Raw genomic sequence first — 18,890 nt, forward strand, 5'->3', positions numbered from 1 at the left:
CTGCGTTATGCCGCGTCGTGCGTGGTTTCGCGCTTGATCTCGTCGTGGCGGCGTTCCATTTCCTGGCGCAGTTCGCGGCGCAGGCGCGCGGCTTCGAAGCGTTGCTTCTCTTCCAGATTGCGCGGCGCCAGCGGGGGCACGGCGGTGGGCGCGCCCTGGTCGTCCACGGCCACCATCGTGAAGTAACAGCTGTTGGTGTGGCGCACCAGCTTTTTGCGGATGTCTTCGGTCACGACCTTGATGCCGATTTCCATCGACGTGCGGCCGGTGAAGTTCACCGCCGCCAGGAAAGTCACCAGTTCGCCCACGTGGATGGGCTCGCGGAACACGACCTGATCCACCGAGAGCGTGACCACATATTGGCCCGCGTAGCGGCTGGCACAGGCGTAGGCCACCTGGTCCAGGTACTTCAAGATCGTTCCGCCGTGTACGTTTCCTGAAAAATTCGCCATGTCCGGCGTCATCAGGATGGTCATCGACAATTGGTGGCTAAAGGCGTCGTCCATGGCGGGCGCTCATCAATCAAAAAATAAAACGCCTATGGTAGCGGCAGCCGCCTGTCACCGAGCCGTCATCCTGCGCGATCTAGGGTTTCTTCGTGGGCGTGGCGGCCGTCTGGCTGGGGCCCTTTGTTGCCGGCGTCGTGGCCTGGGGCGCGGGCGCCGACGACGCGGCGGGCGGCGTTTCCGTTGGCGCAGGCATGGTCGGCTCGCTGTCCGCAGGCGCGGCCTCCGCCTGCGGCTGCGGGTCGTCGCGCAGCAGGGGCGGCGGCATCCACAAACCGTCCAGCAAGGCAGGTTGCGGGTCATACACGCGCAGCAACAGCGTGACCGCGCCAGCAGGCGGCAGCGGTAGCCAGTTGGCCTGGTCTTCGGGCGGAACGGGCGTCTGGCTGAAATGCAGATCCAGCGAGCCATCGGCGTTGTAGCGCAGCGGCTGGCGGTCGCTCAGGGCGTGGCGATCAAGCACGTTGGCGCCAGGCATGCCCTGGCTATCGTAGGCGGCCAACGACCACAGCGCGCCGGCGGGCGGCAATTGCCCGCTCTCGAAATGCATCAGGTAGCGATGCGCGCCCTCGATCGGCCTGCCCTGGCTGTCGGCCGCGAGCAGCAGCACCGCCAGGTCTTCTGGCAGGCCGGAGCCGGGCTGCGCCTGGGCGGCCAGCGCACGGCGCAGGTAGGCGTTGCCATAGACGCCCACCTGCGCCGTTTCCTGTTGCCACCCGTTCAGGCTGCGCAGCGTTGTGCCCGCCGCCGCCTGCATGCGCTCGCGCGCGGCGCGCAGGCCCCGGCGCATGCCCTGCTTGGCGGGGTGGTCGAGTTTGTCGAAATCAAATGGCCTGCCGGGGATCAGTCCCACTTGGCGCAGTCGGGCCAGCACGGGCTGATCGGTGGCGTGCGGCGGGTTCTTGCGCAGCAGCTCGGCGGCGTAGGCGAAGAACGCATCGGTCGGCATCGATTCCACCTGCTCGCGCACGGAGATCTTCAGGTCCAGATTCGGGTCGGACTTCACGCGCTGCGACTGCGCGGGCAGATTCCATTGCGATAGCGGCGTCAGCGCATAGCCGTCCTGCATCGTGTTGACCGCTGCGTAATCGGTCGGCCCGTCCGTCTGGATCAGCAGCCTGGCCCAGACGTGCGCGGTTGGGGCATCGATGCGAGCCATGCCCGAGGGCAGCGTGCCGGTCCAGCCGGGCGGCACGATCACGGTGTTGGACTTGCCGGTGCCCGTGGTGCGCTTGCCCAGCACGGCGAACGCGTCCGTCCACATGTCCAGGAGCGTCAGGGTATACAGCCGGCTTTGGGTGTCCGGCGCCGACAGCACGACGGGGCCGGCGGTCAGATCGACCCAGGCGGTGCTGCGCAGCATGTCGGGATTGGCCCAGGGCGAGGCCGCGCCGGGCCGGGGCAGCGTGCGGCCGTGCAGGAACGCGTTCGCCGCCGCGCCGTGCGTACCCTGCGACGGATGCGTGAACTGCCGCCGTGTCAGGTCCATCGTCAGCAAGGGATAAAAGTACAGATAGCCCTCCATGGCCGCTTGATGGGCCGCCTCGGTGGCGGCGGCGGCGGGCGTCAGCCGGACGGACGCGGGCGCGGCCATCACAGGCGAAACAGGCAGCGTGGCAAGGCAGGCAAGAGACAGGGCCAAGGGGGCAAAGCGGCGCATCGGCATTCCAACGGTCTGGCGTGAAGCGGGACTGTAGCAGCCGACAGGTCCTGCAAAATCTGCGAACAACTTCCATTTTGCGGCCAAATCGGCGCCTGCGGCGCATTGCGCCATGGCGCGCGGCTTCGTCTTGGGAATATACTTATTGAAATATCCTTGGAAGTTGTAGGGCTTCTCCTTCTCGGGCAAGCCACCGGCTTTCGTCATTCACCCGGAGAGGAGTGCTTCATGGTCAACATGAATCGCCGCCAGTTCTTCAAGGTGACAGGTGCCACCCTGGCAGGCTCGAGCCTGGCATTGCTTGGGGTAGCCCCCGGCACGGCCATGGCAGAAGTGCGCCAGTACAAACTTGCGCGCATGACTGAAACGCGCAACACCTGTCCCTACTGTTCGGTCGCCTGTGGTTTGCTGATGTACGGTCTGGGCGACGGCGCCAAGAATGCGCGCGCCAGCATCATGCATATCGAAGGCGACCCTGATCACCCCGTCAACCGCGGCACGCTCTGTCCGAAGGGCGCAGGTCTGATCGACTTCATCCACAGCCCCAACCGCCTGAAGTACCCGGAATACCGGGCGCCCGGGACGGACAAATGGGTGCGGATGTCGTGGGACAACGCGCTGACCCGCATCACCAAACTCATGAAAGCCGACCGCGATGCGAACTTCGTCGAGAAGACCGCGGACGGCAAGACAGTCAACCGGTGGCTGACCACCGGCATGCTGGCCGCCTCGGCAAGCAGCAACGAGGTCGGCTACGTTACGCACAAGACCGTGCGCAGCATGGGGATGTTGGCGTTCGATAACCAAGCACGTGTCTGACACGGCCCGACGGTGGCAGGTCTTGCCCCGACGTTTGGCCGTGGAGCGATGACGAACCATTGGGTCGACATCAAGAACGCGGACGTAGTGCTGATCATGGGTGGCAATGCCGCCGAGGCCCACCCGTGCGGGTTCAAATGGGTCACGGAAGCAAAGGCCCACAATAAGGCGAAGCTGATCGTTGTGGATCCGCGCTTTACGCGCTCGGCATCCGTGGCGGATTTCTACGCGCCCATACGCACCGGCACCGACATCATCTTCCTGGGTGGCGTCATCAAGTACCTGTTGGATCAAGACAAGATCCAGCACGAGTACGTGCGCAACTACACCGATTTTTCCTTCATCGTTCGTGAAGACTTCACGTTCGAGGCGGGCTTGTATTCGGGCTACAACGCCGACAAGCGCACCTACGACAAGGCAAGCTGGGACTACGAGCGCGGCGAGGATGGCTTCGTCAAGACGGACCCGACGCTGGCGCATCCGCGCACCGTCTACCAGCTGATGAAGAAGCACTATTCGCGCTACACCGAAGAAATGGTCGAGCGCGTATGCGGCACGCCCAAGGACAAGTTCCTGAAAGTGTGCGAAATGCTCGCTTCCACCGCCAGTCCCAACCGCGCATGCACGATCCTGTACGCGCTGGGCTGGACGCAGCACTCCATCGGTTCGCAAATCATCCGCACGGGCGCGATGGTGCAGCTGCTGCTGGGCAACATCGGCATCGCCGGCGGCGGCATGAACGCGCTGCGCGGGCACTCGAACATCCAGGGCCTGACCGATCTGGGCCTGATGTCGAACCTGCTGCCGGGCTACATGACGCTGCCCAACGAACCCGAGCAGGACTACGCCAAGTACATCGAGACCCGTACGCTCAAGCCCTTGCGCCCCAACCAGCTCAGTTACTGGCAGAACTACAACAAGTTCCACGTCAGCCTGATGAAGGCCTGGTGGGGCAAGGCGGCCACGGCGGAAAACAATTGGGCGTTCGACTACCTGCCCAAGCTGGACAAGCTGTACGACATGCTTCAGGTCTACGAGCTGATGGTCCAGGGCAAGATGAACGGCTATATCGCGCAGGGCTTCAACCCGCTGGCGGCCGCGCCCAACAAGGCCAAGCTGAACGACGGCTTCGCCAAGTTGAAGTACCTGGTCATCATGGACCCGCTCGTCACCGAGACGTCGGAATTCTGGCGCAACGCGGGCGAGGCCAACGACGTGGACCCGTCAAAGATCATGACGGAAGTCTTCCGCCTGCCCACCACCTGCTTCGCTGAGGAAGACGGCGCGCTGGTGAACTCCGGGCGCTGGCTGCAATGGCACTGGAAGGGCGCCGAGCCTCCGGGCGAAGCCAAGAGCGACATCGAAATCATGTCGCTGATCTTCACGCGCCTGCGCAAGCTGTACCGGGAAGAAGGCGGCAAGTATCCGGACCCCATCGTCAACCTGTCCTGGCCGTATTCGAACCCGGAAAACCCCACGGCTGAAGAACTGGCCAAGGAGTATTCCGGGCGCGCGCTGGTCGACCTCGTCGACCCCAAGGACCCCACCAAGGTCACGCGCAAGGGCGGCGAGCAGTTGGCGGGCTTTGCCGAACTGCGCGACGACGGCTCCACGGCCAGCGGCTGCTGGATTTTCGCTGGCGCCTGGGGCCCCGGCGGCAACCTGATGGCGCGGCGCGACAACAGCGATCCCACCGGCATCGGCCAGACCCTGAACTGGGCCTGGGCGTGGCCGGCCAATCGCCGCATCCTGTACAACCGCGCCTCGTGCGACGTCGCAGGCCAGCCCTTCGACCCGCGCCGCAAGCTCATCAGCTGGAACGGCAAGATCTGGGCCGGCGCGGACATCCCCGACTTCAAGGGCGATGAAAATCCTGACGGCGGCATGGGTCCGTTCATCATGAACCCGGAAGGTGTGGCGCGCTTCTTCGCGCGGGCGGGAATGGCCGAAGGGCCGTTCCCGGAACACTACGAACCCTTCGAAACGCCGCTGGGCTACAACCCGCTGTACCCGAAGGCCAAGGGCGTGACCAGCAATCCGGCCGCGCGCGTCTTCAAGGACGACCTGGCCGCGATGGGCACGGTGGACAAGTTCCCCTACGTGGCCACCACCTATCGCCTGACCGAGCACTTCCACTACTGGACCAAGAACGTCCGCATCAACGCGATTCTCCAGCCGGAGCAATTCGTCGAGATCGGCGAAGCGCTGGCCAAGGAATTGGGCATCGCCAATGGTTCGCGCGTGAAGGTGTCGTCCAACCGTGGCTACATCAAGGCGGTCGCGCTGGTCACCAAGCGCCTGCGTGCGCTGACCATCGAGGGCAAGACGGTGCATCACGTGGGCATTCCCATCCATTGGGGCTTCGTGGGTCTGGCCAAACCCGGCTTCCTCACCAACACCCTGACGCCATTCGTGGGCGACGGCAATTCCCAGACACCGGAATTCAAGTCGTTCCTGGTCAAGGTCGAGAAGGCTTAGGAGAACCGACATGTCCATGCAATCCCTAGACATCAAGCGGCGCTCCGCCACGACCACGCCGCCGCCCGGCATCCGCGAGCCCATCACGGGTTCCGTGGCCAAGCTGATCGACGTCTCCAAATGCATCGGGTGCAAGGCTTGCCAAAGCGCCTGTATGGAATGGAACGATCTGCGCGACGAGATCGGCACCAACGTGGGCGTCTACGACAACCCGGCCGACCTGACCGAGCATTCCTGGACCGTCATGCGCTTCTCGGAATACGAGAACCCCGCAGGCGATCTTGAATGGCTGATCCGCAAAGACGGCTGCATGCACTGCGAGGACCCGGGCTGCCTGAAAGCCTGTCCCTCGCCGGGCGCCATCATCCAATACAACAACGGCATCGTGGACTTCCACGAAGAAAGCTGTATTGGCTGCGGTTACTGCATCACCGGCTGCCCGTTCAACGTGCCGCGCATTTCCAAGAAGGACCACAAGGCGTACAAGTGCACCTTGTGTTCCGACCGCGTGGCCGTCGGCCAGGAGCCGGCCTGCGTGAAAGCCTGTCCTACCGGCGCCATCGTCTTCGGCACCAAGGAAGACATGAAGCAGCATGCCGAGGAACGGATCGTGGACTTGAAGTCGCGCGGTTTCGACCAGGCCGGTCTGTATGACCCGCAAGGCGTGGGCGGCACCCACGTCATGTACGTGCTGCACCATGCCGACCAGCCTGGGCTGTACCACGGCCTGCCCAAGGATCCACACATCAGCCCCATGGTGTCGTTGTGGAAGGGCCTGGCCAAACCGCTGGGTGTGGCCGCGATGGCCCTGACCGCCCTGGCGGGATTCTTCCATTACGCCCGCGTGGGCCGAAACGAGGTGTCGGAGGAAGACGAGCGCCGCGCCGAAGAGGAGATCCGCCATGACTGAAGACCGCCGTCACGTCCGCATCAAGCGCTATTCGCCGGGCGAACGCACCAACCACTGGATCATCGCCTTCACGTTCATCCTGTTGGCGCTGTCCGGGCTGGCGCTGTTTCACCCGTCGATGTACTGGCTGACCAACCTGTTCGGCGGCGGCCCCTGGACACGCATCCTGCACCCCATCATCGGGGTGGTGATGTTCGTGTGCTTCGTCGTGTTCGCCGGCCACATGTGGCGGCACAACCTGATGACGCGCGCCGACCGCCAGTGGCTGCGGCAACTGAACGACGTGGTCGAGAACCGCGAAGAGAAGCTGCCCGAAGTCGGCAAGTACAACGCCGGCCAGAAGCTGCTGTTCTATGTGCTGATCCTGTGCATGCTGGGGCTGTTCGCCAGCGGCATCGTGATCTGGCGCGAGTACTTCGCGTTTTACTTCCCGATCTGGGTGGTGCGTGCCGCGTCGGTGGTGCACGCCGTCAGCGCGCTGGTGCTGATCTGCTCGATCATCGTGCACATCTACGCCGCGATCTGGGTCAAGGGCTCGCTTACCGCGATGCTGCGCGGTTACGTAACGGCAGGATGGGCGTGGAAGCACCATCGCGCCTGGTTCCGCGAACAGATCCGCAAGTAGACGGTTTTATCCTGATCCCACGGCTGCTATCCTTCTTTGAAGGCTGGCAGCCGTGTTTGTTTTCTTGGAGACGCAATTGCAGCGAATTCTTCCGCGCGGTGAAATCGAAGCGCTGGACCACAACGTCATACCCCGCGTCAGCCTGCCTGAGCGCGGTTCGATTTTTTCGACGCGCGCCGCGCGCCTGCGGCAGTTGGCGTCCGACAGCCCCGTGGCCGACTACCTGCTGCTGATGGCGCAGCTGGTCGACGCCCAGCACCGCGCCTTGCAGGACTGCGCCGCGCCGGGCGTGTCCGAAGACCGGCTTGCGTTGGCGCAGGCGCACGGCATGCCGCCGTTGCAGGCCGTGGGTTGGCCGCGTGATCCGATGTGGCTCGGCATCCTGGCGCGTCTGGTGGATGACGTGGCGCGCGCCCCGCAAGTGCCGGCCGAAGCCGTCGAGGTCTGCGCGGCGCTGCGCCGCGCCATCGATGAAGACCCGGAATCCCTGGAAGACCTGGCGGAAGCGCTGCTGGCCGAGCAGGAGCAGGGCGTGGACGGCGCCGCCGCGCCCTTCGTCATGGCCGCCCTGCAAGTCTATTGGACCGATCTGGCCAGCCGTTTCGATGCCAAGCAGTTGCCAGTCGTCAGCCCCTTTGGCGTATGCCCCGTCTGCGCCAGCCTGCCGGTGGCCAGCGTCGTGCGCGTGGGCGGCCAGTTCGAAGGCTATCGCTACCTGTGCTGCAGCTTGTGCGCCACCCAGTGGCACATGGTACGCGTCAAATGCACCCACTGCGAAGATGTGGAATCGGTCGCCTACCAGGCCATCGACGGCCGCTCGCCCGCCATCAAGGCCGAAACCTGCGATCACTGCCACACCTATCGCAAGATCTTCTACCAGGACAAGGACCTGTACGTAGAGCCCGTCGCCGACGACCTGGCCAGCCTGATGCTGGACGTGCTTGTGGGCGAGGCAGGCTACTCGCGTGCCAGCGGCAACCCGCTGCTGTGGCATGGCAACGAGCAATAGCATGGTGGAACACGTGTCGGAAGACAGGGCGGCCGCTTCGGACATCCCGCCGCTGGATCGTCTGCTGAACGCCGAGGCAATGCGCGCCGCGCTGGACACGCACGGTCGCACGCAGGTCGTTGCGGCATTGCGGCGTGATCTGGACGCCTTGCGCGAGCGCGCGCTGGCGGGCGGCCTGATGTTGGCAGAGCTTGACGCGGGGGCCGTCGCGGCTCGCGTGGGGGCGGCGTTGGACAAGGCCGCGCGGCCCCGTTTGCGCGCCGTCTACAACCTGACCGGCACCGTGCTGCACACCAACCTGGGCCGTGCGCTGCTGCCGGACGAAGCGGTGGCTTCGGTGCTGCGGGCGCTGACGTCGCCCGCCAATCTTGAATTCGACCTGGACACGGGCGGGCGCGGCGACCGCGACGATCTGATTGACGAGCTGCTGTGCGAACTGACGGGCGCGGAAGCCGCCACCGTCGTCAACAACAACGCCGCCGCCGTGCTGCTGATGCTCAATGCGCTGGCTGATCGGCGCGAGGTCGTGGTGTCGCGCGGCGAGCTCGTCGAGATCGGCGGGGCATTCCGCATTCCCGACATCATGAAGCGCGCGGGCGCCAAGCTGATTGAAGTGGGCACCACCAATCGCACCCACGCCGCTGACTACGAAACCGCCATCGGCTCGCGAACGTCGATGCTGATGAAAGTGCATTGCAGCAACTATGCCGTGACCGGTTTCACCAAGAGCGTGAGCGTGGCCGACGTGGCCGCGCTTGCACACGCCCAGGGGTTGCCGGCCACCGTCGATCTGGGCAGCGGCACGCTGGTGGACCTGACGCAGTTCGGCCTGCCCCGTGAAGACACGGTGCGCGACACCATCGCCGCCGGCGCAGACCTGGTCACCTTCAGCGGCGACAAGTTGCTGGGTGGTCCGCAAGCGGGTCTCTTGGTTGGCCGCGCCGACCTGATCCGCAAGATCAAGAAAAATCCGCTCAAGCGCGCGCTGCGCGTCGGCAAGCTGACGCTGGCGGCGCTGGAGCCCGTGCTGCATCTGTATCGCGCCCCGGAATTCCTGGCCCAGCGCCTGACCACGCTGCGCCTGTTGACCCGACCGCAGCGCGATATCCAGCCGTTGGCCGAACGACTGCGCGGCGTGCTGGCGCATGCGGTCGGCGCCAACTACGCCGTGCAAGCCGTGCCCATGTTCAGCCAGATCGGCAGCGGCGCCTTGCCGGTAGACCAGTTGCCCAGCTTTGGCCTGGCGCTGCGCTACACCGGCAGCGGACGTCCCGGCCGGCATCTGGACAAGCTCGAAACCCTGCTGCGCGGCCTGCCGACGCCCGTTATCGGCCGCATCGCCGACGACGCGCTCTGGCTGGACCTGCGCTGCCTGGAGGCCGGCGACGAAGCCGCCTTCGCCGCGCAACTGGCGGAGCCCCTGGCATGATCATCGGCACCGCCGGGCACATCGACCACGGCAAGACGACGCTGGTGCGCGCGCTGACCGGCGTGGACACCGACCGGCTCAAGGAAGAGAAGGCGCGCGGCATCTCCATCGAACTGGGTTACGCCTACACGCCGCTGGCTAACGGCGACGTGCTGGGTTTCATCGACGTGCCCGGCCACGAGAAGCTGGTGCACACCATGGCGGCCGGCGCCAGCGGCATCGACTTCGGCTTGCTGGTGGTGGCGGCCGATGACGGCGTCATGCCGCAAACGCGCGAGCATCTGGCCATCCTGACCTTGCTGGGCGTGGCGCGCGGCGCGGTGGCGCTGACCAAGGCCGACCGCGCCGACGCCGAACGGCTGGCCGGCGTGCAGGCCCAGATCGCCGAGCTGGCGGCCGGCACCTTCCTGGCCGGCGCGCCCGTGTACACGGTCAGCGCATCGCAGCCCGAGGACAACGGCACGGCGCAACTCAAGCATTACCTTCATGAGCAGGCCGAAGCGCTGCAACGGCGCGATGCCGATGGCCTGTTCCGGCTGGCCGTGGACCGGGTGTTCACGCTGGCGGGCCATGGCACCGTCGTGACGGGCACGGCCCATTCCGGGCTGGCGCGCGCGGGCGATGAAGCGGCCGACCTGCGCTTGATGCCGGCCGGCACGCGCGTGCGCGTGCGCAGCATCCATGCGCAGAATCAGCCCAGCGATACCGGCGCGGCCGGCCAGCGCTGCGCCTTGAATCTGGCGGGCATCGACAAGCAGTCGATCTCGCGCGGCGACTGGATCGCGGACGCGCGCTGTTTTCTGCCGTCGCGTCATCTTGACGTGACGCTGTCCCTGCTGCCCTCCGCCGACGCGCCCTTGCGCGCCTGGGCTCCGCTGCACGTGCACATGGGCGCTGCGCGCCACGTCGCGCACGTGGTGCCGCTCAGTGTCGAGACGCTGGCGCCGGGCCAGTCCGCCTGGGTGCAGCTGGTGTTCGACGAACCGGTATGCGCCATGCCGGGCGACCGCTACATCGTGCGCAACGCCCAGGCCACGCGCACGGTTGGCGGCGGCCGCGTGCTGGACCCGAACGCACCGGACCGCAAGCGCCGCGCCGCCGTGCGCATGCAGACCCTGCAAGCGCTGTCTGACATGCTCGATGGAGGCGGCCTGCCTCCGGTGCTGGCACACGCGCCGCTGGGTCTGGACGAAGGCGCATTGCAGCGCCTGACCGGCCGCTCGGTGCGCGACATGACTGCGCCCGAAGGCGCGCTGTGGGTACATCCGCGCAACGCGCAGGCGCCGCGCACCCTGATCCTGGACACGCATTGGGATGCGCTGCGTCAGCGTGTCGAAGCCGCATTGGCGGCGTTTCATCTGAGCGCGCCAGACGAGCCCGGCCCGGACGGCGCGCGCCTGCGCCGCATGGCGATGCCCGTGGGGCCCGACGCGCTGTGGACGGCCGTGCTGGACGATCTTCAACGTGATGGCCGCGTGCTGCGTAATGGCCCGTGGCTGCATCTGCCTGCGCACACGTCCACGCTGGCCGATGCCGAAACTGCGCTGGCCATCCGACTGCTGCCGTTGCTGGAGGCGGGCGCGTTCGATCCGCCTTGGGTGCGGGACCTGGCGCGCACGCTGCGCGAACCCGAGGATCGCGTCCGGCAATTGCTGCGCAAGCTGCTGCGCCGGGGCGAGGTCGCGCAGGTCGTCAAAGATCTGTTCTATCACCGCGATCAGGTGCGGGTGCTGGCGGGCATGGCGGCAGAGCTTGCCGGGCAGTCCGCGGGTCTTAACGCGGCAAGGTTTCGTGACGTCACGGGCCTGGGCCGCAAGCGCGCCATCCAGATCCTGGAATTCTTCGATCGGGTGGGCTACACGCGGCGCGTGCGCGACACACACGTGCTGCGTGGCGATAGCGCCTATGCGGCGACGCAAGACGCGCCGCAGCCGGTATCATAGGCAGCTTCGCCGAGGAAGGCATCCGTGCCCGGCGGTACGGCTGGGCTTCAAACCCAGTTGGGGGCGTCAGACGTTCCCAGGTAGGTTCGACTCCTGCTGCCTTCCGCCATTTCTTTTGGCTTGGGTGCAGTGCGCATCCCGCCCGATCGGGCGCACAGGCTAGACGCGCAGCAAGCGCGTCACCACGCCCGTCACGCGATCCGACTTCCAATCCAGCTCGCCCAGATGCCAATACCGGATCGACCCACCACGGTCCACCAGGTAGTTGGCGGGCAGCCCGATCGCTTCCCACTTCTTGGAGACGGCGCTGTTGCGGTCATGCAGCACCGTGCCAGCCACGGGGATCTTCGACAGGAAGGTCGACACCTTGCCCAGCGCCTCGCCCACGTTGACGGCGATCATCCGCAGGCCTTCTTCACGATGCCGCTTCACCATCGTCGACATCAATGGGAATTCATCGCGGCACGGTTCGCACCAGGTCGCCCAGAAGCTGACGATGGTCACGCTGCCGCGCCAGGCCGACAGCTTGTGCTCGCGGCCGGACAGGTCTGGCAGCACCAGCGGGGGCGTCGGCGCGGTCCACGGAGCCCAGTCAGGGCCCGTGGCGGTTTTCAGCGCGGAATCGTCGGCGGCCCTGGCCCACTGCGGCAGCGCCGCCAACAACAGGCCGGATTCAAGCAAACGGCGGCGGCTGATCAAGGCGGCGTCCTTCGTCGGGTCAGACGGAAACAGGCTTGGCGGTGAGGCGGTAGCGGAAGCTGTCGGGGTCCAGGCTGTCGAGCCGGCCCGCGCTGGTTTCGCCATTGGGATACATCAGGAAAGGCACGGGGTCGTGCGCCGAGCCTGGCAGCACCACGTCATGGCCGTGGTTGTAGGCCACCCAGTTCATTTCCCAGGCGCCGAACAGCATGACGCGGGCCGCGCGCACCTTGGCGTCGGTCAACGGCAGTTCTCCGGGCGGCTCTTCCAGCATCACCTTGCGCACGTCGGCGGGGTCGACGGGAATCCAGCCGTAGCCGGCGGCATAGAACTCGGCGCGGCAGTGCTGCGCCTTGGTGACGTCGCCCGCCTTGCCCAGGCTTTTGTAGCCCAGTTCGGAATTGGCCACGCGCACGCCGTAGGCGTCGCGGGCGGGAATGCCGGCGGCGCGCGCCAGGGCCACGAACAGCGCGTTGATGTCGGCGCATTTGCCGTTCAGGTCATTGGCGGCAAGCATGTAGCGCACGTCGCCTACGCCACAGCCGCGCGTTGCGGCAGTGCGGCAAGTGTTCTCGACCACCCATTCATAGATGGCGCGGGCGCGCGCCAGGTCGCCACGATGGCCGCGCGTGATCTGGTCGGCGGTGGTCTTGACGATGCCGTCCGTGGGCAACAGCGCGGTGGGCTGCACGAATTCGCGCAGCGTCGCCGGGTCTTCCCGCGCGGCGTCCGCCGCAGGCGGGCGCGTCAGGTCCACGCGGCGGTTGCGGGTCTCGAAGCGGCTGGTCACCGTCACGCTGCGGGGCGTGTTGCTGTCGGGCCATTGCACGGCCAGCATCTGCACGTCGTAGCCGGGCGCCCGCATCAACTGGGCGGTACCGTTACCGCTGACGTTCCAGGTGGTTGCGACGCCGCGCTGGTAATCGGTGTCGGTGGCGTAGGGCACCGGAATCCAGATGCGCGCGTGGGCGCCGGGATCGGTCACGCTGATGTCGGAGGTCAGTTCGAAGCCGCGCCAGCCGGCGGTGACGGGCGCTTGCTGCGCGCGCAACACCTGGGGCAATGCGGTGGTGGAAGCGGCGCACAACGCGCCTGTCAATTGAAGAAAATGCCGGCGATCCATAGAGCCCTCACGCACGGTGAAGATTGGCTGTCGGTGCGCCCGGGGCCGGGCGGCCGTCCGTTGCTACGAAATTCAACGCATACTTGCATGATGCATACCGCCGAAACATCATAGGGCCAAGGGCGGGGCCGATGCTATCCTTTTTTACCGTTCTCCGGAGACCGAAATGACCCAGGATGTAGCGACCGCGGCCGTGCCGCGCTTGACTTCGCTTTCGCACGGAGGCGGCTGCGGCTGCAAGATCGCGCCGGGCGTTCTATCTGAACTGCTCAAGCGCTTCGGCCCCGCCGCAAGCTATCCCAACCTGATGGTGGGCACCGAAACCGCCGACGACGCGGCGGTCTACCGGCTCAACGACGAGCAGGCGCTGATCGCCACCACCGATTTCTTCATGCCCATCGTGGACGACCCGCATGATTTCGGCCGCATTGCGGCGACCAACGCGCTGTCGGACGTGTACGCGATGGGCGGCACGCCCATCATGGCGCTGGCCATCGTCGGCATGCCTATCAATGTGCTGCCGCATAGCGTCATCGCCGACATCCTACGCGGTGGCGAGTCCGTCTGCGCGGACGCGGGCATCCCGGTGGCGGGCGGCCACAGTATCGATTCGGTCGAGCCCATCTATGGCCTGGCGGTGATGGGCCTGGTGCACCCCAGCCGCGTCAAGCGCAACGCCGATGCGCGCGCAGGCGACGTGCTGATCCTGGGCAAGGCGCTGGGCGTGGGCATCCTGTCGGCCGCGCTGAAAAAGAACCTGCTGGATGAGGCCGGCTACCGCGTGATGATCGACACGACGACCCGCTTGAACCGGCCGGGGCCCGCCCTGGCGGCGCTGGACGGTGTGCATGCCGTGACGGACGTAACCGGCTTCGGGCTGGCCGGCCATGCGTTGGAAATGGCGCGCGGCGCCAACCTGACCGCGCGCTTGCGGCTGGACGCGCTGCCGTGGCTGCCCGGCGTGCAAGCCTTCGCCAAGGACGGCGTGATCACCGGCGCATCGGGTCGCAACTGGGCGTCGTATGGCGAATCCGTGCGGTTGGGCGCTCGCGTGACCGACACGCAACGCGCATTACTGACCGACCCGCAAACCTCGGGCGGCCTGCTCGTGTCCTGCGCGCCGGAAGCCGCTGACGCGGTGCTGGCGCTGTTTCATGATCATGGTTTCGATCAGGCGGCGATCATCGGCGAGATGGTCGCCGGCGAGGCGCGGGTGCAGATCGACTGACGACGCGGCGCTGGCGCTTCAAACCCCCAGGTCGCGCGCCGTGGCGGCGGCCTGCTCGATCAGCCATTGCGCCACCACATCGGCATCCGGCGTGCTGCGCCGCGCGTTGCGCACCAGCCAGTAGGCATGATCGGTGGCCAGCGCCGCCTCGCCGCCCACCGCTTGCAAACGTCCATCGGCCAGCATCGGCGCAATCAGCGCCAGCCTGCCCAGCGCGATGCCATGGCCCGCCAACGCCGCCAGCACGATCTGGTCGTATTGATTGAAGCGCAGCATGCCCTTGGCGCGCGTGCGGCCCAGGCCGCGCGCGGTCAGCCATTCCGACCATTGCAGCCACGGCCGCGTGGGGTCATCGAATTCCAGCAGTACATGGCGCTGCAATTCGCGCTCGTCCAGTTCGCCCGCCTGGAGCGACGGGTGCGCCACCGGCATCACCGATTCCCCGAAGAGCCAGGCGGCGCCGTCCGGCACCATGTCTGCCGGGCTGTAGCGGATGGCGATGTCCACGCTTTCACGGTCGATGTCGATCAGCCGGTTGTCGGCCGCCACGCGCACGTCGATCTGTGGATGCGCGGCCTGGAAGTCGCCCAGCCGGGGCAGCAGCCACAACGAGGCCACGCCGATCGTGGTGGTGACGGTGACGGGGGTGCGCCGCTCGGGGGCGCGCAGCTGTTCGGTCAGGTCGCCCAGTTGGCTCAACCACGCGTCCGCCATGCGAAAGAGTTGCGCGCCTTCCGACGTGAATGACACGCTGCGAAAGCCGCGCACCAGCAAGGGCACGCCCAGATGATCTTCCAGCGCGCGGATCTGTCGGCTGACTGCCGATTGCGTCACATGCAGGTCCTCGGCGGCCAACGTGATGCTCATGCGCCGGCCCACGGCGACAAAGCCGCGCACCAGATCCAGCGGAGGAAGTTTCGAAAGCGGATATGGCATTCGCAAAACTCATGCGTGTTGGACGGAAATGTTGCTTGAGCAATAGTACGCCGGCAGCGTTCAATAGGAACCATGCGACGTAGGACCAGGCCCCAGGCTGAGTGTCCAACGTGATCGCCGCCGCGGCGGCCGGGAGTTGCCATGATCCAGTTGCGCTGCACCACGGGAATGTCATTCCGTTTGGCCAGTGGCTCGACTATGCTGCTCAGGCGGGCCTCGGGCGTGCGCATCGTGTGCCGATCCGGCACGGTGTGGATCTCCGAGTACCGCCGTTTCGATGACAGCGTGCTCCAGGCAGGCGACTGCCTGACCGTCGGTAGCGATCGCGACGTCGTGCTCAGCGGCCTGCCGGATGCGCAGGTCGCGCTACTTTCCCAGCCGGAGCCTTGAGAAATGACCGCGCCTTTGACCGACACACCGCGCATGCAGATGTGGTTCGATTTCGCCAGCCCGTACAGCTACCTGGCCATCGAGCGCGTCGAGGCCCTGGCAGAAGAGGCCGGTGTGCGAGTGGACCTGCGCCCCTTCCTGCTGGGGCCGATCTTCCAGGCGCAAGGGTGGAACGACACGCCGTTCCGGCTGTTTCCCGGCAAGGGCGCCTACATGATGCGCGACATCGCCCGGCTGGCCGACAAGTACGGCGTGGTCTATAACCGCCCACGCCTGTTTCCGCGCATGAGCGTGCTGCCCGCGCGCATCGCGCTGATGGGCCAGGATCAAACCTGGTGCCGGGATTTCTGCGTGGCGGTCTTTCGCGCCAACTTCCAGCATGACCTGGATATCCAGGCCGAAGACGTCGTGCACGATCTGCTGACCGACCTGTCGCTGGATGCCGATGCGCTGATCGCCCGCGCCAAGTCCGAAGCCGCCAAGGAAGCGCTGCGCCGCCAGGTGGACCGGGCGCGCGATCTGGGTTTGTTCGGTGCGCCCACCTTCTTCGTGGGCACCGAAATGTTCTGGGGCAACGATCGTCTGGAAGACGCGCTGCAATGGGCGCGCCGCCCCGTGCCGGCCAGCGTCTGAACGGCGCGAGGCTTGCCCCGAGTTCCGATTTTTTTGTCACCGCAGTCAGCAATGAAAAACGCCAGCAATGCCTATCGCGGCGCGCCCATGCCGGGCGGCCGTTCGTTCACGCAGTTTCGCGCCGCGCGGATACGGCGCGTCGTTTTCCAATGGAATCGCGTCGTCCATGGCCAAGACCCGCGCGCTGACGACGCAGATTCCGGCACCGCCAAGGACGATCCCGTCACCCCTTCGTGACGGGCGCGACGCGCGCCCATTCGTCGTCCGAGTAAAGGCGCGAGCGCAGCAGGAAGCGTTTGCCTTCCGCGCTGTCCAGCGAAAATGCGCCGCCGCGCCCGGGCACGGCGTCGATGATGAGCTGCGTGTGCTCCCAATACGCGAACTGGTCTTCGCCCATGTAGAACGGGCAGCCCTCCAGTTGGCCCAGCAGCACGTCCGAGCCGCCTACCATGAACTCGCCCTGGGCGTAGCACATGGGGGAGCTGCCGTCGCAGCATCCGCCCGACTGGTGGAACATCAAAGGGCCGTGCTTGGCGCGCAAGGTGTCGATCAACTCGCGTGCCGCGTCCGTCGCGACTACGCGAGGGGTGGGTTCATCCATGGCGTCTTCCTGGTTTCGATCTGCGATCAAGCGGGCCAACGCGCCGGGCCCGCAGGCCCGGCGCGTCTGGTCACACGGTTCGCACGCAGTGGATCAGAAGAAACCCAGCTTCTTCGGCGAATAGCTGACCAGCAGATTCTTCGTCTGCTGATAGTGGTTGAGCATCATCTTGTGATTCTCGCGTCCGATGCCCGACTGCTTGTATCCGCCAAACGCCGCATGCGCGGGATAGGCGTGATAGCAGTTCGTCCACACGCGGCCCGCCTTGATCGCGCGGCCCATCCGATAGCACGTGTTTGCATCGCGCGACCACACGCCCGCACCCAGGCCATAGAGCGTGTCGTTAGCCAATGCCAGCGCGTCGTCCGCATCCTTGAACGTGGTCACCGCCACGACCGGCCCGAAGATTTCCTCCTGGAACACGCGCATCTTGTTGTGGCCCTTGAAGACGGTGGGCTGCACGTAGTAGCCGCTTTCCAGGGCGCCCTGCATCTGCGCGCGCGATCCGCCCGCCAACACCTCGGCGCCTTCCTGCTTGCCGATGTCCAGGTACGACAGGATTTTTTCCAGCTGCTCGGTGGACGCCTGCGCGCCCAGCATCGTGTCGCCGTCCAGGGGGTTGCCCTGCTTGATCTGGGCCACGCGCTTGAGCGCACGCTCCATGAATTTGTCGTACAGCGATTCCTGGATCAGCGCGCGGCTGGGGCACGTGCACACCTCGCCCTGGTTCAGCGCGAACATCACGAAGCCTTCGATCGCCTTGTCCAGGAAGTCGTCATCCTGCGCCGCCACGTCGGCGAAAAAGATGTTGGGCGACTTGCCGCCCAGCTCCAGCGTGACGGGGATGATGTTCTGCGACGCGTACTGCATGATCAGCCGGCCCGTGGTGGTCTCGCCGGTGAAGGCGATCTTGGCGATGCGCTTGCTGGAAGCCAGCGGCTTGCCGGCCTCCAGGCCAAAGCCCGTCACCACGTTCAGCACGCCCGGGGGCAGGATGTCACCGATCAGTTCCATCAACAGCAGGATCCCCAGCGGCGTCTGTTCGGCCGGCTTGAGCACCACGCAATTGCCGGCGGCCAATGCCGGCGCCAGCTTCCACGCGGCCATCAGGATGGGGAAGTTCCACGGAATGATCTGGCCGACCACGCCCAGCGGTTCGTTGAAGTGATAGGCCACCGTGTCGCTGTCGATTTCCGACAGCCCGCCTTCCTGGCTGCGGATGCATGAGGCGAAGTAGCGGAAGTGGTCGATCGCCAGCGGGATGTCGGCGGCGCGTGCTTCGCGGATCGGCTTGCCGTTGTCCCAGGTCTCGGCCGTAGCCAGGCGTTCCAGATTGGCTTCCATCACGTCGGCGATCTGCATCAGCATGCGCGCGCGTTCGGCAGCCGGGGTCGCTCCCCATTTCGGCGCGGCGCGGTGTGCGGCGTCCAGCGCCATTTCCACATCGCGCTCCTTCGAACGCGCATTGCGCGTCAGCACCTGGCCGGTTACCGGCGTGACGTTGTCGAAGTACTCGCCGTCGGCCGGCTTTTGCCACTTGCCGTCGATGAAATTGTCGTACTGCGTTTTCAGGTCCAGACGAGTGCCATACGTGTCCGGGGTGATGCGGGTCGCGATGTCCATGCTTGTCTCCGATATGTGGGATAGCGGCAGTCGACTGCCTAACCCCTATCAAGCAAAGAGCATGCCAAGCTGCGGGCTTCCCCGCTGGACAGCGCGCGCCCTCGCGTGCGAAAGTTGACTTACCCGTGCAACAGGGCTGCCGTGGTCGATGCTTGACCCGGCCTTCCCCGGGCAACGCCACCCTGCCAGGGCAGCGGCCCGCGTAGCAGGCGCGGCATGAGACGACATTCAATGCCGTTTTTTGCGACATTGTCGCGGAACAGGTGTCGCAGAACGCC

17 protein-coding genes and 1 tRNA gene are annotated in these 18,890 nt (G+C 66.0%); 11 read left to right on the top strand and 7 right to left on the bottom strand.

Annotated features, from left to right (window positions below):
- Window positions 1-5 precede the first annotated feature (5 nt).
- Together API01S_RS17990 and API01S_RS17995 are read right to left on the bottom strand one after the other, a co-directional pair.
- Window positions 6-506 (bottom strand): acyl-CoA thioesterase, encoded by a 501-nt coding sequence (locus API01S_RS17990; RefSeq protein WP_006217008.1) that lies wholly within the window; start codon window positions 504-506, stop codon window positions 6-8.
- 79 nt (window positions 507-585) lie between these two features.
- Window positions 586-2,166, bottom strand: a complete 1,581-nt coding sequence (locus tag API01S_RS17995; protein WP_254598414.1) for a DUF1254 domain-containing protein — start codon at window positions 2,164-2,166, stop codon at window positions 586-588.
- A 228-nt stretch (window positions 2,167-2,394) separates the two neighbouring features.
- Between API01S_RS17995 and fdnG the strand changes: the two genes are divergently transcribed.
- From fdnG to API01S_RS18035, 7 genes are all read left to right on the top strand, one after another.
- The gene (gene fdnG, locus API01S_RS18005) at window positions 2,395-5,463 is read left to right on the top strand and encodes a formate dehydrogenase-N subunit alpha (protein ID WP_156487134.1); all 3,069 of its coding nucleotides are present in this window, start codon (window positions 2,395-2,397) and stop codon (window positions 5,461-5,463) included.
- A gap of 10 nt (window positions 5,464-5,473) precedes the next feature.
- Window positions 5,474-6,373 carry a formate dehydrogenase subunit beta gene (gene fdxH / locus API01S_RS18010; RefSeq protein ID WP_006217013.1) on the top strand — a complete coding sequence of 300 codons (900 nt, stop codon included), beginning with the start codon at window positions 5,474-5,476 and terminating at the stop codon, window positions 6,371-6,373.
- Window positions 6,366-6,998: a formate dehydrogenase subunit gamma gene (locus API01S_RS18015; RefSeq protein WP_006217014.1), complete on the top strand. Its 633-nt coding sequence runs from the start codon at window positions 6,366-6,368 to the stop codon at window positions 6,996-6,998. The genes fdxH and API01S_RS18015 overlap by 8 nt, the downstream gene beginning before the upstream one ends.
- A 76-nt stretch (window positions 6,999-7,074) precedes the next feature.
- Window positions 7,075-8,007, top strand: coding sequence for a formate dehydrogenase accessory protein FdhE (gene fdhE, locus API01S_RS18020; RefSeq protein WP_061305684.1), 933 nt, complete (start codon window positions 7,075-7,077; stop codon window positions 8,005-8,007).
- Window position 8,008: 1 nt separating this feature from the next.
- On the top strand, window positions 8,009-9,436 hold the full coding sequence (gene selA / locus API01S_RS18025) for an L-seryl-tRNA(Sec) selenium transferase (protein ID WP_061305686.1): 1,428 nt from the start codon (window positions 8,009-8,011) through the stop codon (window positions 9,434-9,436).
- Window positions 9,433-11,379, top strand: a complete 1,947-nt coding sequence (selB, locus tag API01S_RS18030) for a selenocysteine-specific translation elongation factor (RefSeq protein WP_061305688.1) — start codon at window positions 9,433-9,435, stop codon at window positions 11,377-11,379. The genes selA and selB overlap by 4 nt, the downstream gene beginning before the upstream one ends.
- A 13-nt stretch (window positions 11,380-11,392) precedes the next feature.
- Window positions 11,393-11,488, top strand: a tRNA-Sec gene (locus tag API01S_RS18035).
- Window positions 11,489-11,538: 50 nt separating this feature from the next.
- On the opposite strand, the gene API01S_RS18040 is transcribed toward API01S_RS18035, so the two are convergent.
- Together API01S_RS18040 and API01S_RS18045 are read right to left on the bottom strand one after the other, a co-directional pair.
- Window positions 11,539-12,078 carry a TlpA disulfide reductase family protein gene (locus tag API01S_RS18040; protein ID WP_006217018.1) on the bottom strand — a complete coding sequence of 180 codons (540 nt, stop codon included), beginning with the start codon at window positions 12,076-12,078 and terminating at the stop codon, window positions 11,539-11,541.
- A 19-nt stretch (window positions 12,079-12,097) separates the two neighbouring features.
- The gene (locus API01S_RS18045) at window positions 12,098-13,201 is read right to left on the bottom strand and encodes a transglutaminase-like domain-containing protein (RefSeq protein WP_061305690.1); all 1,104 of its coding nucleotides are present in this window, start codon (window positions 13,199-13,201) and stop codon (window positions 12,098-12,100) included.
- Between the two features lie 166 nt (window positions 13,202-13,367).
- On the opposite strand from API01S_RS18045, the gene selD reads away from it, so the two are divergent.
- Window positions 13,368-14,429, top strand: coding sequence for a selenide, water dikinase SelD (gene selD / locus API01S_RS18050; protein ID WP_061305691.1), 1,062 nt, complete (start codon window positions 13,368-13,370; stop codon window positions 14,427-14,429).
- Between the two features lie 18 nt (window positions 14,430-14,447).
- Here the strand turns inward: selD and API01S_RS18055 are convergent, their stop codons facing one another.
- Complete coding sequence (locus API01S_RS18055) at window positions 14,448-15,365, bottom strand: LysR substrate-binding domain-containing protein (RefSeq protein ID WP_061305693.1); 918 nt, start codon at window positions 15,363-15,365, stop codon at window positions 14,448-14,450.
- A gap of 141 nt (window positions 15,366-15,506) precedes the next feature.
- Between API01S_RS18055 and API01S_RS18060 the strand changes: the two genes are divergently transcribed.
- From API01S_RS18060 to API01S_RS18070, 3 genes are read left to right on the top strand one after another with little or no spacing between them, the layout of a single operon-like run.
- On the top strand, window positions 15,507-15,755 hold the full coding sequence (locus API01S_RS18060; protein WP_050730514.1) for a DUF2917 domain-containing protein: 249 nt from the start codon (window positions 15,507-15,509) through the stop codon (window positions 15,753-15,755).
- A 3-nt stretch (window positions 15,756-15,758) separates the two neighbouring features.
- Window positions 15,759-16,388 (top strand): 2-hydroxychromene-2-carboxylate isomerase, encoded by a 630-nt coding sequence (locus API01S_RS18065; RefSeq protein WP_061305695.1) that lies wholly within the window; start codon window positions 15,759-15,761, stop codon window positions 16,386-16,388.
- 51 nt (window positions 16,389-16,439) lie between these two features.
- A complete protein-coding gene (locus API01S_RS18070) occupies window positions 16,440-16,625 on the top strand; it encodes a hypothetical protein (RefSeq protein ID WP_050730516.1) in 186 nt (61 codons plus the stop codon).
- Here API01S_RS18070 and API01S_RS18075 read toward each other — a convergent pair.
- On the bottom strand, window positions 16,612-16,989 hold the full coding sequence (locus API01S_RS18075; RefSeq protein ID WP_039882642.1) for a DUF779 domain-containing protein: 378 nt from the start codon (window positions 16,987-16,989) through the stop codon (window positions 16,612-16,614). The two genes, API01S_RS18070 and API01S_RS18075, sit on opposite strands and share 14 nt — an antisense overlap.
- Window positions 16,990-17,082: 93 nt before the next feature.
- Window positions 17,083-18,612: an aldehyde dehydrogenase gene (gene adh / locus API01S_RS18080; RefSeq protein ID WP_061305697.1), complete on the bottom strand. Its 1,530-nt coding sequence runs from the start codon at window positions 18,610-18,612 to the stop codon at window positions 17,083-17,085.
- Window positions 18,613-18,890: the final 278 nt, after the last annotated feature.

It is taken from the genome of Achromobacter piechaudii NBRC 102461, assembly GCF_001571245.1.
GTDB classification, from domain to species: domain Bacteria; phylum Pseudomonadota; class Gammaproteobacteria; order Burkholderiales; family Burkholderiaceae_B; genus Achromobacter; species Achromobacter piechaudii.

Bases quoted from the DNA above. Each gene is read 5' to 3' on its own strand.
- API01S_RS17990 (WP_006217008.1), bottom strand. From the start codon at position 506: ATGGACGACGCCTTTAGCCACCAATTGTCGATGACCATCCTGATGACG.
- API01S_RS17995 (WP_254598414.1), bottom strand. From the start codon at position 2,166: ATGCGCCGCTTTGCCCCCTTGGCCCTGTCTCTTGCCTGCCTTGCCACG.
- fdxH (WP_006217013.1), top strand. From the start codon at position 5,474: ATGTCCATGCAATCCCTAGACATCAAGCGGCGCTCCGCCACGACCACG.
- API01S_RS18015 (WP_006217014.1), top strand. From the start codon at position 6,366: ATGACTGAAGACCGCCGTCACGTCCGCATCAAGCGCTATTCGCCGGGC.
- selA (WP_061305686.1), top strand. From the start codon at position 8,009: ATGGTGGAACACGTGTCGGAAGACAGGGCGGCCGCTTCGGACATCCCG.
- selB (WP_061305688.1), top strand. From the start codon at position 9,433: ATGATCATCGGCACCGCCGGGCACATCGACCACGGCAAGACGACGCTG.
- API01S_RS18045 (WP_061305690.1), bottom strand. From the start codon at position 13,201: ATGGATCGCCGGCATTTTCTTCAATTGACAGGCGCGTTGTGCGCCGCT.
- selD (WP_061305691.1), top strand. From the start codon at position 13,368: ATGACCCAGGATGTAGCGACCGCGGCCGTGCCGCGCTTGACTTCGCTT.
- API01S_RS18055 (WP_061305693.1), bottom strand. From the start codon at position 15,365: ATGCCATATCCGCTTTCGAAACTTCCTCCGCTGGATCTGGTGCGCGGC.
- API01S_RS18060 (WP_050730514.1), top strand. From the start codon at position 15,507: ATGATCCAGTTGCGCTGCACCACGGGAATGTCATTCCGTTTGGCCAGT.
- API01S_RS18065 (WP_061305695.1), top strand. From the start codon at position 15,759: ATGACCGCGCCTTTGACCGACACACCGCGCATGCAGATGTGGTTCGAT.
- API01S_RS18070 (WP_050730516.1), top strand. From the start codon at position 16,440: ATGAAAAACGCCAGCAATGCCTATCGCGGCGCGCCCATGCCGGGCGGC.
- API01S_RS18075 (WP_039882642.1), bottom strand. From the start codon at position 16,989: ATGGATGAACCCACCCCTCGCGTAGTCGCGACGGACGCGGCACGCGAG.
- adh (WP_061305697.1), bottom strand. From the start codon at position 18,612: ATGGACATCGCGACCCGCATCACCCCGGACACGTATGGCACTCGTCTG.